Genomic DNA, 13,738 nt, shown 5'->3' on the forward strand with positions numbered 1-13,738 from the left:
GAGAGGTTCGGCGAGGGACCGGCGTAATCGGCCCGGTCCCTCGCCCGGAACGTTCAGGTGCCGGCGTCCGCCGCCACCTGCGCGCGGATAAGCTTGTCCGGGTCGTCGACGAGGCCACTTTGCCGGCCCGCGGGCGCCTTCTTAAGGGCGTCGACGGCGGCCATGCCGTCCTCGACCTCGCCCCAGACCGTATACTGGCCGGTCAGGAAATCCGCGTCGGCGAGGCAGATGAAGAACTGGCAGTCCGCGCTGTCGGGATCCTGCGTTCGGGCCATGCCGCAGGTGCCGCGCTGGAACGGCGTCCTGGTGAACTCGGCCGAGAGCTTGCGGCCGGACCCGCCGGTGCCGGTCCCGGTGGGGTCGCCGCCCTGGGCCATGAAACCGTCGATCACGCGGTGGAACGGCGTGCCGTCATAAAACCCCTCGCGCGCCAGCTCCTTGATCCGCGCCACGTGCGCGGGGGCCAGATCGGGGCGCAGCCGGATGCTGATCCGGCCCGCGGGAACGTCGAGGTATAGCAGGTTCTCGGGGTCGGTCACTGTCATTATCCGGCTGCCTTTTCCTGTGCGAGCGCGCTCTGCAGATTCTGGTCGAGGGCATCGAAAAACTGAGTCGTCGTCAGCCACTTCTGGTTCTCGCCGATCAGTAGGGCCAGATCCTTGGTCATCTGGCCGTTCTCGACGGTGGATACGCAGACCCTCTCCAGCGTCTCGGCGAAGTTGACCACATCCGGCGTGTTGTCGATCTCGCCACGGAACTTCAGGCCGCGCGTCCAGGCGAAGATCGAGGCGATGGGGTTGGTCGAGGTTTCCTTGCCCTGCTGGTGCATCCGGTAGTGCCGGGTCACCGTGCCGTGCGCCGCCTCGGCCTCGATGGTGTCGCCGTCGGCCGTCATCAGGACTGACGTCATCAGGCCCAGCGAGCCGAAGCCCTGCGCCACGGTGTCGGACTGCACGTCGCCGTCGTAGTTCTTGCAGGCCCAAATGTACCCGCCGGACCACTTCAGCGCGGCGGCGACCATGTCGTCGATCAGCCGGTGCTCGTAGGTGATGCCCAGCTTGTCGAACTCGGCCTTGAACTCGTTGTCGAAGATCTCCTGGAAGATGTCCTTGAAGCGCCCGTCATAGACCTTGAGGATCGTGTTCTTGGTCGAGAGATAGACCGGCCAGCCACGCTGCACGCCGAAATTGAAGCAGGCGCGGGCGAAATCCCGGATCGAATCGTCGAGGTTGTACATACCCATGGCGATGCCGCTGGACTTGAAGTCCATGACCTCGTACTCGACCGGCTCGCCGCCGCCTTCGGGCTCGAAGCGCATGGTGAGGCGCCCCGGTCCCGGCACGCGGAAGTCGGTGGCGCGGTACTGGTCGCCGTGGGCGTGACGGCCAATGACGATCGGCTGCGTCCAGCCCGGCACCAGGCGCGGCACGTTCTCGCAGATGATCGGCTCGCGGAAGACGGTGCCGCCCAGGATGTTACGGATCGTGCCGTTGGGCGAGCGCCACATCTTCTTCAGGCCGAACTCCTCGACCCGCGCCTCGTCCGGCGTGATCGTCGCGCACTTGACGCCGACGCCATGTTCCTTGATCGCCTTGGCGGCGTCGACGGTGATCTGGTCGTCGGTGGCATCGCGGCTCTGGATGGAGAGGTCGTAGTATTTCAGGTCGACATCGAGATAGGGCTCAATCAGGCGCTCCTTGATCCAGGCCCAGATGATGCGTGTCATCTCGTCGCCGTCGAGTTCGACGATCGGGTTGGCGACCTTGATCTTCGCCATCGGCTCCTCCCGCTTGTGCCACCGTGGGTCCGCGCCGGCTCGGCGCGGTGGCGAACATAGCAAGGTTTGTGTGCAGTGCAAGAATTGCCAGTGGAAAGGCGGATATCCGCGGTTTAGATGCGGGCGGTCGAGGGCGCCATCGTCGATTCCGGGGCCTTGGCGATGGCCTGGAACATGCCGTCGAGATCGCCGACGACCGAGAACAGCCGGGCGTGTTCGGGGCGCAGGAATCCGGCCTGCTGCTGGTGCTGGAACAGCTGAAGCAGCGGCTGCCAGTAGCCGTCGTGGTCCAGAAGGACGATCGGCTTGTCGTGCAGGCCAAGCTGCTTCCAGGTGATGATCTCCACCATCTCGTCCAGCGTGCCGATGCCGCCCGGCAGTACGCAGAAGGCGTCCGCGCGCTCCGCCATCAGCGCCTTACGGGTGTGCATCGAGTCGACGACGATCAGTTCGCTCAGTCCGTCGTAGCCGACTTCCCGCGCGCGCAGGTGCTCGGGAATGATGCCGACGGCCTCGCCGCCGGCGTCCATCGCGGCTTCCGCCAGGATGCCCATCAGCCCGACGCGCCCGCCGCCGAAAACGACGGTGACGCCGTCGGCCGCGCAGCGCCGGCCGAGCTTACGCGCCAGCGCGGCGTAGGCGGTGTCGGCGCCGGTGGCCGAACCGCAATAAACGCAAAGAGAGGTGAGTGTCGCCATGCGGTCCTTGTCGCCGAAAGGCGGGTTCTCCGTCAACGTGAATGCGCGGGGGCGAGGGGGAGAAACCAGGATAAACAGACCGCGAACGTTGCATGGCGACAAGATGGCGGAGTAGGGTGAGATGGCGGGGGCTTTAACGGCGGAACGAAGGGCGCAGCGGGGATGGCGCGACGAGCGATCATTGGTGCCGGATTAGGACTTGTGGCCGGTCTGGTGGCCCTGGCCATCTACTTCGCCGCGGCGCCGGACCAGCGCGTGCCGATTCCGCCCCGAACCGAAAAGCCGTCCGCGACGGCGCAACCGGAACCGCCTTCCGAGGAGACATCCACGGCCGGCACGGCAGAGGCGGAGACATCCGCGCCGGCGGCGAAAACCCCGGCGGCGCAAACCGCCGAGGCGCCGGCTGCCGCTTCGCCCCCAGACGTGTCCGAGCCCGAAGCGCCGACCCGGCCAAAGGTGAAGGAATCGGACAGACCGGAGTCCGAACCGCAGCAGGCGGTGCAAGAGAAAGCGGCCCCCGAAAGCACCGACAAGGCCGCCCAGAAGGCGGAGGACACGGGCCCCACGCCCAAACCCTCAACGCCGAAGAAACCGGTCGCGGATTCGTCACCCGCCTCGCCGGCGTTCGATATCGTCCGGGTAGAGCGCAGCGGCGAGGCGGTCATTGCCGGCCGCGCCGCGCCGCATGCCGAGGTGACGGTACTGCAGGACGGCAAGCCCGTCGCCAAGGCCAAGGCGAACCGGCGCGGGGAGTTCGTGGCCCTGCCGGAGAAACCTCTGTCCAGCGGTCAGCGTGAGCTGACGCTGCGGTCCCGCGATAGCCAGGGCGCGGAAAGCGAGTCGGAGCGGGCGGTCGTGATCTCGACGCCGCGGCCCAAGGCAAAGCCGGCGCCGTCCACGCCCGAAGCGGAGGAGAAGACCCGGGTCGCCACTCGGGAAAGCGAGGCCACGGAGGACGGCGAGCCAGAACAGCCCGTCGCCATGCTGGTGCCGCGGCGGGGCGAGGGCGAGGTGCGCGTTCTGCAGGCGCCAGAGCCGACGGGCGGCCTTGAGGCCGACCGCCTGCGGCTGGAAACGATCCAGTACACGACGGACGGCCATATCGTGGTCCGTGGCCGCGCCACGCCCGGCGACGATATCGTCCTTTATTTCAACGACGCGGTTGCGGGTCGGACGCGCGCGGACGAGGAGGGCGCCTGGCGGATCGTGCCGGACGTGGAGATAGAGCCCGGCCTGCATACGTTGCGCGTTCACGAGATCGCCCCGGACGGCAAGGTCGTCGCGGAACTGGAGACGCCTTTCTCAAGCCAGCCTCTCGTCGCCTCCCTCGGCCGCGAGGATCTCGTAGTGGTTCAGCCCGGCGGCAACCTGTGGACCATCGCCAAGCGAACCTACGGGCGTGGCCTGCAGTATCGCGTGATCTACCGGGCCAACACCGACCAGATCTCCGACCCGGACCTGATCTATCCCGGACAGGTCTTCGTGCTGCCCGATCTGCCGGATTAAGATCATATCCGGGGCGGATTCCCCGCCGAAGAAGCAACCTTTCTTCTCTTCCAAAGCCGCAAACAGGCGGCCGGAGAGCATATCGATTTCTGGGGGGCGGATAATGCGGGCTGGGCGGTTCATCGCGGCTGTGGCTCTTGGCTTGCTCGCGGCCGGCGCGGGCTGCGCCCGGCGGGACGCGGCCGTCGCGGGCGTGCAAGAGGCGGTGCCCATCCATGAAGCGGCCGCGATAGAGGCGCGCGGCTTTGCGGCATCCAACGTGGGTTACGTCCTGCGCGACCTGGATAGCGGGCGCACGCTGGCGGCGCACAATTCGAACGCCCCGTTCATACCGGCCTCCGTCGCCAAGGTGCCGACGGCGGTCGCGGCGCTGGAGGTGCTTGGCGGCGCGCATCGCTTTCGCACAAGCGTTCGCGCGAAGGGCGAAATCGAGGCGGGCGTTCTGCAGGGTGACCTGGTGCTCGTGGGAGGCGGCGATCCTCTATTGGGGCCGGACGGCCTGCTGGCACTGTGTCGCGCGCTGCACCGGAACGGCTTGCGGCGCGTGGACGGGCGGTTTCTCCATGACGAAAGCCTCTATGCGACGCGCACCGCTATCCGCGCCGCGCAGCCGCAAGACGCTCAGTACAATCCCGGCGTTTCCGCCCTGTCGCTGGACTTCAACCGTCTGCGGGTTGCCTGGCAGGGAGGCGGGCGGAATGGCGCCGTTACAGGCTACACGGTGCCGCCATTGCAAGGGATCGGGCTGGAACCGTCGGCCGTGCCGGATACAGCCCACCGGTGGAAAGCGGAGATCGGCGCGGACGGCACCAACTGGCGCTTGCATGTCAACGCGGCCGAATCGGGCGAAACCTGGCTGCCGGTGAAGCGGCCGGGCCGCGTGACCGCGCAGGTCTTCCGTCGTCTGTGCGGACGGGTCGGCGTTGCGCTGCCGGCGCCGGAACCGGGCACGGCGCCCCCCGACGCGCCGGTGCTGGCCGCGCATCGGAGCCAGCCGCTTGCAGCCGTGATGCAGGGGATGTTGCGCTATTCCAACAATCTTGTTGCCGAACTGGTGGGCCTTGCCACGGGCTGGAGGCTCACGGGCGAGGCCGTCACCTTGGCGCGGTCCGCGCGGGCGATGCGGCGGTGGTGGGGGGATAGGCTGCCGGAGGTCGACTGGAGCGGCTATGTCCAGCACAACCACTCCGGCCTTGACGCCAGCGGGCGGGCGACGCCGGCGCAGATCGCGGCGATCCTGGATTTCGCCGAGGGGCGCGGCTACGCGGATGGGCAGGGCAACACGCGCGGCCTGCCGGACTTGCTGCCCGCCGCCGGCTGGGAGCACGGTCTGGGTGGGCGCCTGCAACAGCCGGCGACGGCGCTTGCCGTCTGGGCGAAGACCGGCACGATGCATTATGCAAGCGCGCTTGCGGGTTATCTCTACCCCGGCAACGGCCGCCGTCTGGCGTTTGCCATCTTCGTCGGCGATCTGGCCCAGCGCCGAGCCTATGATGCGGCCGCGGACCGGGATGGCAAGGCGTGGCGGGCGCGAGTCACGGCGTGGCGCAGGCGGGCCAAGGCGCTGGAGGCCGATCTGATCGCGTACTGGGCCACGACATTCAGCGGCTGAGCCACGGCTTCAGCCAGCGGTGACCTCCGTAATCGGCTGCGCAAGAATCCAGAGGCTGACAGCCGTGTAGCCGACCATCAGGATCAGCATCGGCACCTGGCTGGCAAGCGCCGCGCGACGACTGGCGAAGCGCCGGATCGCCGTGATGTGGGCGATCCAAACAGCGATAACGTGGCCACCGACGATCAGGGTCAGGGCCGCGTACCAGGCGGTACGGGCGTCGATCACGCCGATGTCGATGAAGTAGAGCTTGGTGCCGAACAAATCCCAGCCGACGCCGAAGGGATCGGAGAGCAGCGGGATCATGAACTGCCCCGCGATCAGGAGATACGTCAGATAGTGCGCGAGGTGGTAGGCGACCGCGATCGGCACCAGCGTCAGCACGAACAGCCGCGCCATCTCGCCCGTTGTCGTCCGCGCGCCGCTCCAGCGGGCCCCCATCGCCATGCAGGCCGCGACTGTCAGATAGAGGCTGGCAAAGGTCACCGGCACGGCGACGAGCCCCAGCGTTTGCAGCAGGGGATAGGGAGCCACGCCGAGGCTGGCGGCCATCCCCGTGAAACCGGGTGACGCGAGAGAAGCCTCGGCCAGTGTGGCCCAGGGCGGCGTCTCCAGGATGCCGTCGAAGGTCACGGTCGAGAGCATGAGCAGCGTGAAAGCCGTCAGGGACCACGAGACAGGCCTGTCCACGATGAGCCCGCCGGCAAGCGCGCGCAGCCGCAGGCCGCCCTCCGCCGGGGCAATGGTGGGCGCGAAGCGGGCCAGCAGGCCGAACGCGATAGTGAAGACCTCGCCGCTGCGCAACCAGGTTTCGCGCCCGACGCACCACATGGCGGTCCAGGTGACGGCGCCATAGGCAAGCATGGCCGTCGCCAGCGCGGCGGGCCGGTCCCGCGCCGGCCAGACCAGTTCCGCCCACGCGAAGACGGTAAACAGCGCGAGCGCCGGCCACACGCCCCACCTCTGCGCCAGCCAGGGTTTCTCGCGGCGCTGCCCGACCACGCTCTCCAGGCAGCGAAAGGCCGTGTCGAAGGGATTCAGGACGCGCCAGACATCGCCCAAGAGGGCGCTGGCAAACGCGATGCCGACCCAGCCAATAACCCAGACGCTGACCGGCGCCAGGTTCTTGAACGGATCCTGATTGCCGAACAAGCCCGCCGCTACGACAAGGATGAAGAAGGTCAGGGCGGCGGCCCGGACGACTCCCGCTGCAAGGGACGGCAGCGGAATTGCAGGCAGGCCCGGCTTCGATACTTCCGATGCGGCGGCCGCGCCTGCGTTGCGGGCGGCGGGCCGCCCGGCGAACAGCGCCATGACGACGAATGACACCGCCACCACCACCGCGCCTGCCCCCATGTAGAGGTCGAGCGGCACGGGCAGGTCGTAGCGCTGTCCCAGGCCGTGGGCCGCCGCGCTTCCCGTGCCGATGAAAGGCAGGGTTGCGGCCGCGATCGCCAGAATGCGCGGGCCGCTCACTTCGGATAGACCTCGATATACAGAACCGGCCGGTGGCGGTGTTCGCCGGCACCGTGCGCTTCTACCGCGAAACGTCCGCTGGCACGGGCACGGAACGCCATTTCTGCCGGCTGCCCCGGTTCCGGGCTGGCGCGCAGGTCATAGCCGTGGAGATGCAGATCGACCGGGCGGTCGCTCGTCCAGCCGATCACTACCTCATCGCCTTCGGTGACCCGAAGGGTTTGTGGCGCGTCCCGCGGCTGACCATCGACGAGGTTCAACGTGAACCGTTCCGCCTCATCCGCCAGGGGTTGTGACGGAACGCCCGCCGCAAGTGTCGCGATAAGTGCGATGATGCAGGATTGCCGAGGTAAGGCAATATAGGGTGACATTTCCAACAATCCCCTATCCGCGAAATCCGCCTAGTGATTTTTGCAGGATTTGGATAATATGAATAGCGTTCATCTACGAATGGCTAAGTAACAAGAAACGGACGGGTGGTGACTGCATAACAACAGTCAGCACGGCGCACGCAAAGGGTGTGGCGCACGACGGGGCGCGCTGGAGAGACGGCCATGAAGTTCCGAATCGTGGCGACCTTCGCCGCGGCGGCCCTTGCTGCCGCCACCGCGATTGCCGCGCAGGCCGAGGCCAGGGTTCTGGCCATGGTCAACTACGAGAGCAAGCCGCCGGAGGCGTTGCAGAGCCTGAAGCATCCGGTCCCCGGAAAGAAGCGAACCGAGGGCATCGCCATCATCGACGTCGATCCGTCGTCAGCGACCTTCGGGGAGATCGTCCGAAACATCGAGCTGCCGCCGGACCTGGTTGCCCACCATCTGTTTTACAATCGCGACGCCAGCAAGATCTACGTGACCGCGCTTGCCAAGGGCGAGCTCCGCGTCATCGACATGCGCGACGACGACATGGCGATGAAGGTGATCGACGTGCCCGAGTGCGAGGTGGGGGAGGACGTCGTGTTCTCAGAGGACAACACGCGCTGGTACCTGACCTGCATGGGCTCGCACCGCGTCGTGGTCGGCGATGCCGTGGCCGATACCAAGAGCCATGTCATCGACCTGCCCAAGCCCTATGCCCATGGTATCGCCATTCACGACGGCATCGACCGGATTCTCGTCACCAGTACGGTGCGTCCTACCGACCTGGGCGACGCGGGTGACACCATCACCGTGCTAAAGGCCTCGACGGGCAAGGTGATGGGCGTGCATCGGGTCTCCAACAAGCCCGAGCCGGGCGGCGACGCGCCGGTGGAGGTCCTGTTCGTTCCCGGCAGCAACCCGCCGGTGGCCTATATCACCAATATGTACGGCAATGCCCTGTGGACCGCCATCTGGGACGCCGAGGCGCAGGACTTCACTTTCCAGGAGGCGTACAGCTTCGCCGACGACGGCGTAGGCGTGCCTTTGGAAATCTATTTCAGCGACGATGCCGAGACCCTGTACGTAACCACGGCAAAGCCCGGCCACCTGCACGTCTTCGATCTTTCCGAAGGCCTGACGGAGCCAAGGTTGGTGCGGACCGTCGCGGCTGGCGAGGGCGCGCACCACGTTGCCTTCAACCGCGACATGTCGATGGGCTGGGTGCAGAACTCGCTATTGAATCTGCCGGGGATGAGCGACGGTTCGATCACCGTTGTCGACCTCAAGTCCGGACGGGCGGTTGCCAGCGTCGATACGCTGAAGGAGCAGGGGTTCAACCCGAACTGCATCGTGCTGCTGCCGGAGTGGAATCATCCCGCCGGTCATTGACGGTCCGTGGCCCGGACATACGATTCGATGAGCCCGGCACGGCGAATGCCGTGCCGCGGCTTTTCTGTCATGACACTTGATCGAGATTGCGGTGCGGGGCAGGATCGGCGTCTATATTGCACTGCAACACGAAATCATCCCGAAGGGGGCCGTCATGGATCTGAGCAAGATCCCGGTGGGCGATAATCCGCCGTGGAGAGTCAACGTCGTGGTCGAGGTGCCGATGGGCGCGGACCCGGTGAAGTACGAGCTCGACAAGGAGTCGGGCGCGATGTACGTCGACCGCTTCCTGCACACGGCGATGTTCTATCCCTGCAACTACGGCTTCGTTCCGCACACTCTCTCGGACGACGGCGATCCGGTGGATGTGCTGATCGCGAACCGCATTCCCGTCCTTCCCGGCGCCGTCGTGAAGGTCCGGCCCATCGGCGTGCTGGTGATGGACGACGAGAAGGGCCAGGACGAGAAGATCCTGGCCGTGCCGGTGGACGAGCTGCACCCCTATTTCTCGGATGTCGCGTCATACCGCGACCTTCCGAAAATCCTGCTGGAGCAGGTTGCCCATTTCTTCCAGCACTACAAGGACCTGGAAACCAACAAGTGGGTGAAGATCAAGCGTTGGGGCGAGGCGGACGAGGCGTGCCGCATGATCGAGCAGGGAATCGCCAGTGCCAAGGCCCAGGAAAACAAGAAAGCCTCATAGCGGCTATTGATTCGCCAGGGCCGGTCGGGTGACTTTCCACGGCAAAGCAACAGCACCCGACCTCAGGCACGGATAGTCGATCTTATGGACCTTGCACGCTTTCCCCGCGTCGCGCTGGCGCATGCACCCACCCCCCTGGAGCCGATGGACCGCCTGCGCCGGCATGTGGGCAAGGGACCCCGGCTGTTCGTCAAGCGCGACGACGCCACGGGGCTTGCCGGCGGCGGCAACAAGACCCGTAAGCTGGAGTACCTCTTGGGTGCCGCGCTGGCGCAGTGGTCGGATACCGTCATCACTACGGGCGGCGTGCAGTCCAATCACGTCCGGCAGACGGCGGCGGCGGCGGCGCGCCTGGACCTTGCCTGCGAGTTGGTGCTCACGCGCGTCGTGCCGAAGCGGCCCGAGAGTTACGAGTACACTGGCAACGTCCTGCTCGACCGGCTGCTGGGGGCGGAGGTGCGCCTCTTTCCGGGCGACACCGACCGCGCCGCCAAGATGGCCGAGGTCGCCGAGGCCGCGCGTTCTCGCGGCGCCAAGCCCTATGTGATTCCCACCGGCGGGTCCACGGCGGTCGGCGCGCTGGGCTATGCCAGGGCGGCGCTGGAACTGGCGGCGCAGGCGGCGGAGCGCGATCTCGCGATCGACTGCATCGTGCATGCAAGCTCCAGCGGCGGCACGCAGGCGGGTCTGGTCGCCGGGCTGCAGGCCATGGGCCACCCGGCGCGGGTGATCGGCATCGACGTCGAGGCGGACGCGCCGGACACCGAGTCCAAGGTCCGCGCGCTTGCCGCCGAGACCGCGCGGCTTCTGGGACATAGCGGCCATCTGCCGGCCTCGGCGGTGCGGGTGGAGCCGGGATACGCCGGCCCCGGCTATGGCATCGCCACGTCCGAGATGGTCGATGCCGTGCGCCGGGCCGCGCGCAGCGAAGGGCTGGTGCTCGACCCCGTCTATTCCGGCAAGGCGATGGCCGGCCTGCTGGGCCTGATCGAGGACGGCGCCTTCGACGAGGACGAGACGGTGGTGTTCCTTCACACCGGCGGTCTGCCCGGGCTGTTCGGCTATACTGACGTGTTTGAAAGCTGATCGTGCGAAGGCGGCGGCGTTCCTTTCAAGGACTCCGGCAAAGCCATGCGGCGACCCGTGGACGAAGCGGGGGCGCGCTGCTAAGCAGTCTGTTATGCTAGGGGCCAACGGCAGCGACAGGAGTGACAGCCCCGCATGAGCCACAAGTTCCAGCAGCCGATCAAGGCCTACGCCAACAAGGATTTCCTGGAAAGCAAGGACGCGCGGGCCCTGCGCATCCTTGCCGAGTACCTTGAGCCGGAAAGCCGCTTCGAGCGCTACAGGGTCGACGACACCATCGTCTTCATGGGCTCGGCCCGCCTGAAGCCTCGAGATACCGCACAGGCGGCGCTGGAGGAGGCGGAGGCCAACGGCGGCGACTGTGACAAGCCGCGCCGCGACGTCGAGATGGCGCAGTACTACGAGGCCGCGCGCGATCTAGCCCACCGCCTGACCGACTGGTCCAAGAAGCTGGACGACAAGGAGCGGCGCTTCGTCGTCTGTACCGGCGGCGGTCCCGGCATCATGGAGGCGGCGAACCGCGGCGCCTCGGAGGCCAAGGGCATGAACGTCGGCCTGTCGATTTCGATCCCCACCGAGCAGCACGAGAATCCCTACGTGACCCGCGAGTTGGGCTTCGAATTTCACTACTTCTTCATGCGGAAGTTCTGGTTCACCTATCTGGCCAAGGCGATCGTCTTCTTCCCCGGCGGCTTCGGCACGATGGACGAACTGTTCGAAATGCTGACGTTGCTGCAGACGCGGAAAATCCGCAAGCACATGCCCATCGTGCTGTTCGGCTCGCAATTCTGGAACGACGTCGTCAATCTTGAGGCGCTGGTGCGCTATGGCACCATCGACCGCAAGGACCTCGACCTCATCATGATCACGGATTCCGTGGACGAGGCGTTCGAGTGCCTGACGCGCGAACTGACCGAACACGCGCTGAACGCTCCCGGCGCCACGCTATAGCCGGCGCTGGCGTCCGCGCGCGTATCCAGTGAGTATTTCCGAGGATCGGGTTGGGGGTTTGCCGTCGCTGCTGGCGCCGTCCGTGCCGGTGCCCTGCTCGCCGCCATCGCGGCCGGGTTGGCTGAAGGCGCCGTTGCGAACCTTTTCGGGCAGCGTCTCGATGATGCTGGCGGCTGCTTCCTCGCCATAGTCGTTGACGAAGTTGGTCACGGCGGCGGACAGCGTCACGAGCTTCACGACGTCCGGCGATACCCCTTCGTCGATGGCCTGCTGCATCGCCTCCAGGATCTTCTGTGCGGCAACGTCGCGCTGCTGGTGCTCGTCCATCTCGTCAGCCATCGAGGATCCTTTTCGAACTTGAAAGTGTGTCTGCGACTCGGCGGAGTCTTTCACGTTCGCGAGGGAATCGCAAACCGCCGCGGCGGGAAAACAGGCCCCTGCGCTTCGGTGTATGTCATTTCGACCGGCGCCGGCTTCAAGCCGCTTGTTTCTTGATCCGCTCGAAAGCTTCGAGGGCGCGCTTGCGTGCGGCCTGATGGTCGACAATGGGAACCGGATAGGTCTCGCCCAGGCGCACGCCGGCCGCGTCGAGCGTCTGTTGCGGCGCGGCCCAGGGGGCGTGGATGTGGGCGTCGGGCAGCCTTGCAAGTTCCGGAATCCAGCGCCGGACGTAGTCGCCGTTCGGATCGAATTTCCGGCCCTGCGTGAGCGGATTGAAGATGCGGAAGTAGGGCGCGGCATCCGCCCCGCAGCCGGCGACCCACTGCCAGGACGCGGCGTTGTTGGCGAGATCGGCGTCGACGAGCGTATCCCAGAACCAGCGCTCACCCTTCTGCCACGGGATCAGCAGGTCCTTCACCAAAAAGGAAGCCGCGATCATCCGCGCCCGGTTGTGCATCCAGCCGGTGTGCCAGAGTTCCCGGATACCGGCATCGACCATGGGATAGCCGGTTTGCCCCTTTGTCCAGGCCCGATAGCCGGCCTCGTCCTCGGCCCAGGGGAAGTCGAGGAACTGCTCCTTCCACGTGCGCTCCGGCAGGTCCGGCCACCAGTACAGCAGATGGTAGGAGAACTCCCGCCAGCCGAGCTCGCGCAGGAACGACCACGCCGAGCTTTCGGCGCCGCCGCCGGCCGCCTCGATTCGGTGGCGCACCGCGTGCCAGATCTGTCTGGGCGAGACCTCGCCCCAGCGAAGATGCGGCGACAACCGGCTGGTGGCCGGCTTGTCGGGCCGGTTTCGCGCGTCCTTGTAGGTCGCGATATCGCCGTCGAGGAAGGCGTCCAACCGTCCGAGCGCCCCTGTTTCGCCGGGCGTCCAACTCTCGCGCAGTCCTCCGGCCCAGTCCGGTGCGCTCGGTGTCAGCGCCCAGTCTTCCAACTCGTCGCCGGCGACCGCCGGTCCGGCTTCGATGCGCGGCGGCGCGGGCAGGGGCGGCTCGGGCTCGCCCAGCGCGACCAGCGCCTTCCAGAACGGCGTGAATACGCGGTAGGGCTCGCCGCCGCCGGTCTTCGGCACCCACGGCTCGGCCAGCAGGCGGGCGTTGAAGCTTTCCACCTCGCAGCCACGCTGGCGAAGCTCTGTCTTGATCCTTGCGTCGCGCTCGTTCGCCCATGGCTCGTACAGCCGGTTCCAGAAAATCGCACCTGCCCCCGTCTCCTTCACCAGCCGTGGTAACTCGGTTTCGGCCGGTCCGCGCCGCAGGATCAGGCGCGCGCCCTTGCCGGCCAGGCTGTCGGCGAGCGCACGCAGGCTGTAGTGCAGCCACCACCGCGTTGCGCCGCCCGGCCGGTATCGACCCGGTGCCTCGTCGTCCAGGATGAACACGGGAATGATTGGCCGGCCCGCCTCTACAGCGCGCGTCAGCGCCGGGTTGTCGGCAAGGCGCAGGTCGCTGCGGAACCAGACGATCGAGGGGGCAGGGTGCGTCATCGTGCCGTCTCCACCGCATCTCGGAAGTATGCCGACGTATTTACGGTGCCGGGTGCGGAAAAGATCACATCCGCACTGGGATCGCCGGGGCGGTGATCCGATCCGTACCAGGGGACGTAAGACATTATGCCTGGTGAGGTAACCCCCTTGTGTCTTTGAATTTTGGCAGGATGGGCGGTGACGCGGTGCCGGGTCATGACCCGGCACCGCGTTGCGGCCGTGAGCCCGTTACCCCCTTGGCCTGGATACCGCGG

At 66.7% G+C, this 13,738-nt stretch carries 13 protein-coding genes; 6 read left to right on the forward strand and 7 right to left on the reverse strand.

Features of this window, described 5'->3' with window-relative positions:
• Positions 1 to 53 precede the first annotated feature (53 nt).
• The 3 genes from DRB17_RS16100 to DRB17_RS16110 form a co-directional block, all read right to left on the reverse strand.
• Entirely contained in the window at positions 54 to 545 is a 492-nt protein-coding gene (locus tag DRB17_RS16100) for a peptidylprolyl isomerase (protein WP_114583253.1), read from the reverse strand.
• Positions 545 to 1,777, reverse strand: a complete 1,233-nt coding sequence (locus DRB17_RS16105; protein WP_114583254.1) for an NADP-dependent isocitrate dehydrogenase — start codon at positions 1,775 to 1,777, stop codon at positions 545 to 547. Before DRB17_RS16105 ends, DRB17_RS16100 begins: the two co-directional genes overlap by 1 nt.
• Positions 1,778 to 1,890: 113 nt before the next feature.
• Entirely contained in the window at positions 1,891 to 2,475 is a 585-nt protein-coding gene (locus DRB17_RS16110; protein WP_114583266.1) for an LOG family protein, read from the reverse strand.
• A gap of 162 nt (positions 2,476 to 2,637) precedes the next feature.
• Between DRB17_RS16110 and DRB17_RS16115 the strand changes: the two genes are divergently transcribed.
• Positions 2,638 to 3,981, forward strand: coding sequence for a LysM peptidoglycan-binding domain-containing protein (locus DRB17_RS16115; RefSeq protein WP_147274930.1), 1,344 nt, complete (start codon positions 2,638 to 2,640; stop codon positions 3,979 to 3,981).
• A gap of 103 nt (positions 3,982 to 4,084) precedes the next feature.
• Positions 4,085 to 5,593, forward strand: a complete 1,509-nt coding sequence (dacB, locus tag DRB17_RS16120) for a D-alanyl-D-alanine carboxypeptidase/D-alanyl-D-alanine endopeptidase (protein WP_114583256.1) — start codon at positions 4,085 to 4,087, stop codon at positions 5,591 to 5,593.
• 9 nt (positions 5,594 to 5,602) lie between these two features.
• On the opposite strand, the gene DRB17_RS16125 is transcribed toward dacB, so the two are convergent.
• Both DRB17_RS16125 and DRB17_RS16130 read right to left on the reverse strand, forming a co-directional pair.
• Complete coding sequence (locus DRB17_RS16125; protein WP_114583257.1) at positions 5,603 to 7,069, reverse strand: hypothetical protein; 1,467 nt, start codon at positions 7,067 to 7,069, stop codon at positions 5,603 to 5,605.
• Positions 7,066 to 7,446, reverse strand: a complete 381-nt coding sequence (locus tag DRB17_RS16130) for a cupredoxin domain-containing protein (RefSeq protein WP_147274931.1) — start codon at positions 7,444 to 7,446, stop codon at positions 7,066 to 7,068. The genes DRB17_RS16125 and DRB17_RS16130 overlap by 4 nt, the downstream gene beginning before the upstream one ends.
• Before the next feature lie 177 nt (positions 7,447 to 7,623).
• On the opposite strand from DRB17_RS16130, the gene DRB17_RS16135 reads away from it, so the two are divergent.
• The 4 genes from DRB17_RS16135 (at position 7,624) to DRB17_RS16150 (ending at position 11,554) form a co-directional block, all read left to right on the forward strand.
• The gene (locus DRB17_RS16135; protein WP_114583259.1) at positions 7,624 to 8,814 is read left to right on the forward strand and encodes a YncE family protein; all 1,191 of its coding nucleotides are present in this window, start codon (positions 7,624 to 7,626) and stop codon (positions 8,812 to 8,814) included.
• A gap of 154 nt (positions 8,815 to 8,968) precedes the next feature.
• Positions 8,969 to 9,517, forward strand: coding sequence for an inorganic diphosphatase (gene ppa / locus DRB17_RS16140; protein WP_114583267.1), 549 nt, complete (start codon positions 8,969 to 8,971; stop codon positions 9,515 to 9,517).
• A gap of 84 nt (positions 9,518 to 9,601) precedes the next feature.
• Positions 9,602 to 10,603: a D-cysteine desulfhydrase family protein gene (locus DRB17_RS16145; RefSeq protein ID WP_114583260.1), complete on the forward strand. Its 1,002-nt coding sequence runs from the start codon at positions 9,602 to 9,604 to the stop codon at positions 10,601 to 10,603.
• 135 nt (positions 10,604 to 10,738) lie between these two features.
• Positions 10,739 to 11,554, forward strand: coding sequence for an LOG family protein (locus DRB17_RS16150; protein ID WP_114583261.1), 816 nt, complete (start codon positions 10,739 to 10,741; stop codon positions 11,552 to 11,554).
• On the opposite strand, the gene DRB17_RS16155 is transcribed toward DRB17_RS16150, so the two are convergent.
• Positions 11,549 to 11,893 (reverse strand): hypothetical protein, encoded by a 345-nt coding sequence (locus DRB17_RS16155; RefSeq protein WP_114583262.1) that lies wholly within the window; start codon positions 11,891 to 11,893, stop codon positions 11,549 to 11,551. The genes DRB17_RS16150 and DRB17_RS16155 overlap by 6 nt on opposite strands.
• 136 nt (positions 11,894 to 12,029) lie before the next feature.
• Positions 12,030 to 13,484: a cryptochrome/photolyase family protein gene (locus tag DRB17_RS16160; RefSeq protein WP_114583263.1), complete on the reverse strand. Its 1,455-nt coding sequence runs from the start codon at positions 13,482 to 13,484 to the stop codon at positions 12,030 to 12,032.
• Positions 13,485 to 13,738: the final 254 nt, after the last annotated feature.

The sequence above is a fragment of the Ferruginivarius sediminum genome (assembly GCF_003344765.1).
Lineage (GTDB): Bacteria > Pseudomonadota > Alphaproteobacteria > Kiloniellales > Rhodovibrionaceae > Ferruginivarius > Ferruginivarius sediminum.

What these genes read in the sequence shown, in the direction of transcription:
- DRB17_RS16100 (WP_114583253.1), bottom strand. Translation starts at nt 545, where the DNA reads ATGACAGTGACCGACCCCGAGAACCTGCTATACCTCGACGTTCCCGCG.
- DRB17_RS16105 (WP_114583254.1), bottom strand. Translation starts at nt 1,777, where the DNA reads ATGGCGAAGATCAAGGTCGCCAACCCGATCGTCGAACTCGACGGCGAC.
- DRB17_RS16110 (WP_114583266.1), bottom strand. Translation starts at nt 2,475, where the DNA reads ATGGCGACACTCACCTCTCTTTGCGTTTATTGCGGTTCGGCCACCGGC.
- DRB17_RS16115 (WP_147274930.1), top strand. Translation starts at nt 2,638, where the DNA reads ATGGCGCGACGAGCGATCATTGGTGCCGGATTAGGACTTGTGGCCGGT.
- dacB (WP_114583256.1), top strand. Translation starts at nt 4,085, where the DNA reads ATGCGGGCTGGGCGGTTCATCGCGGCTGTGGCTCTTGGCTTGCTCGCG.
- DRB17_RS16135 (WP_114583259.1), top strand. Translation starts at nt 7,624, where the DNA reads ATGAAGTTCCGAATCGTGGCGACCTTCGCCGCGGCGGCCCTTGCTGCC.
- ppa (WP_114583267.1), top strand. Translation starts at nt 8,969, where the DNA reads ATGGATCTGAGCAAGATCCCGGTGGGCGATAATCCGCCGTGGAGAGTC.
- DRB17_RS16145 (WP_114583260.1), top strand. Translation starts at nt 9,602, where the DNA reads ATGGACCTTGCACGCTTTCCCCGCGTCGCGCTGGCGCATGCACCCACC.
- DRB17_RS16150 (WP_114583261.1), top strand. Translation starts at nt 10,739, where the DNA reads ATGAGCCACAAGTTCCAGCAGCCGATCAAGGCCTACGCCAACAAGGAT.
- DRB17_RS16155 (WP_114583262.1), bottom strand. Translation starts at nt 11,893, where the DNA reads ATGGCTGACGAGATGGACGAGCACCAGCAGCGCGACGTTGCCGCACAG.
- DRB17_RS16160 (WP_114583263.1), bottom strand. Translation starts at nt 13,484, where the DNA reads ATGACGCACCCTGCCCCCTCGATCGTCTGGTTCCGCAGCGACCTGCGC.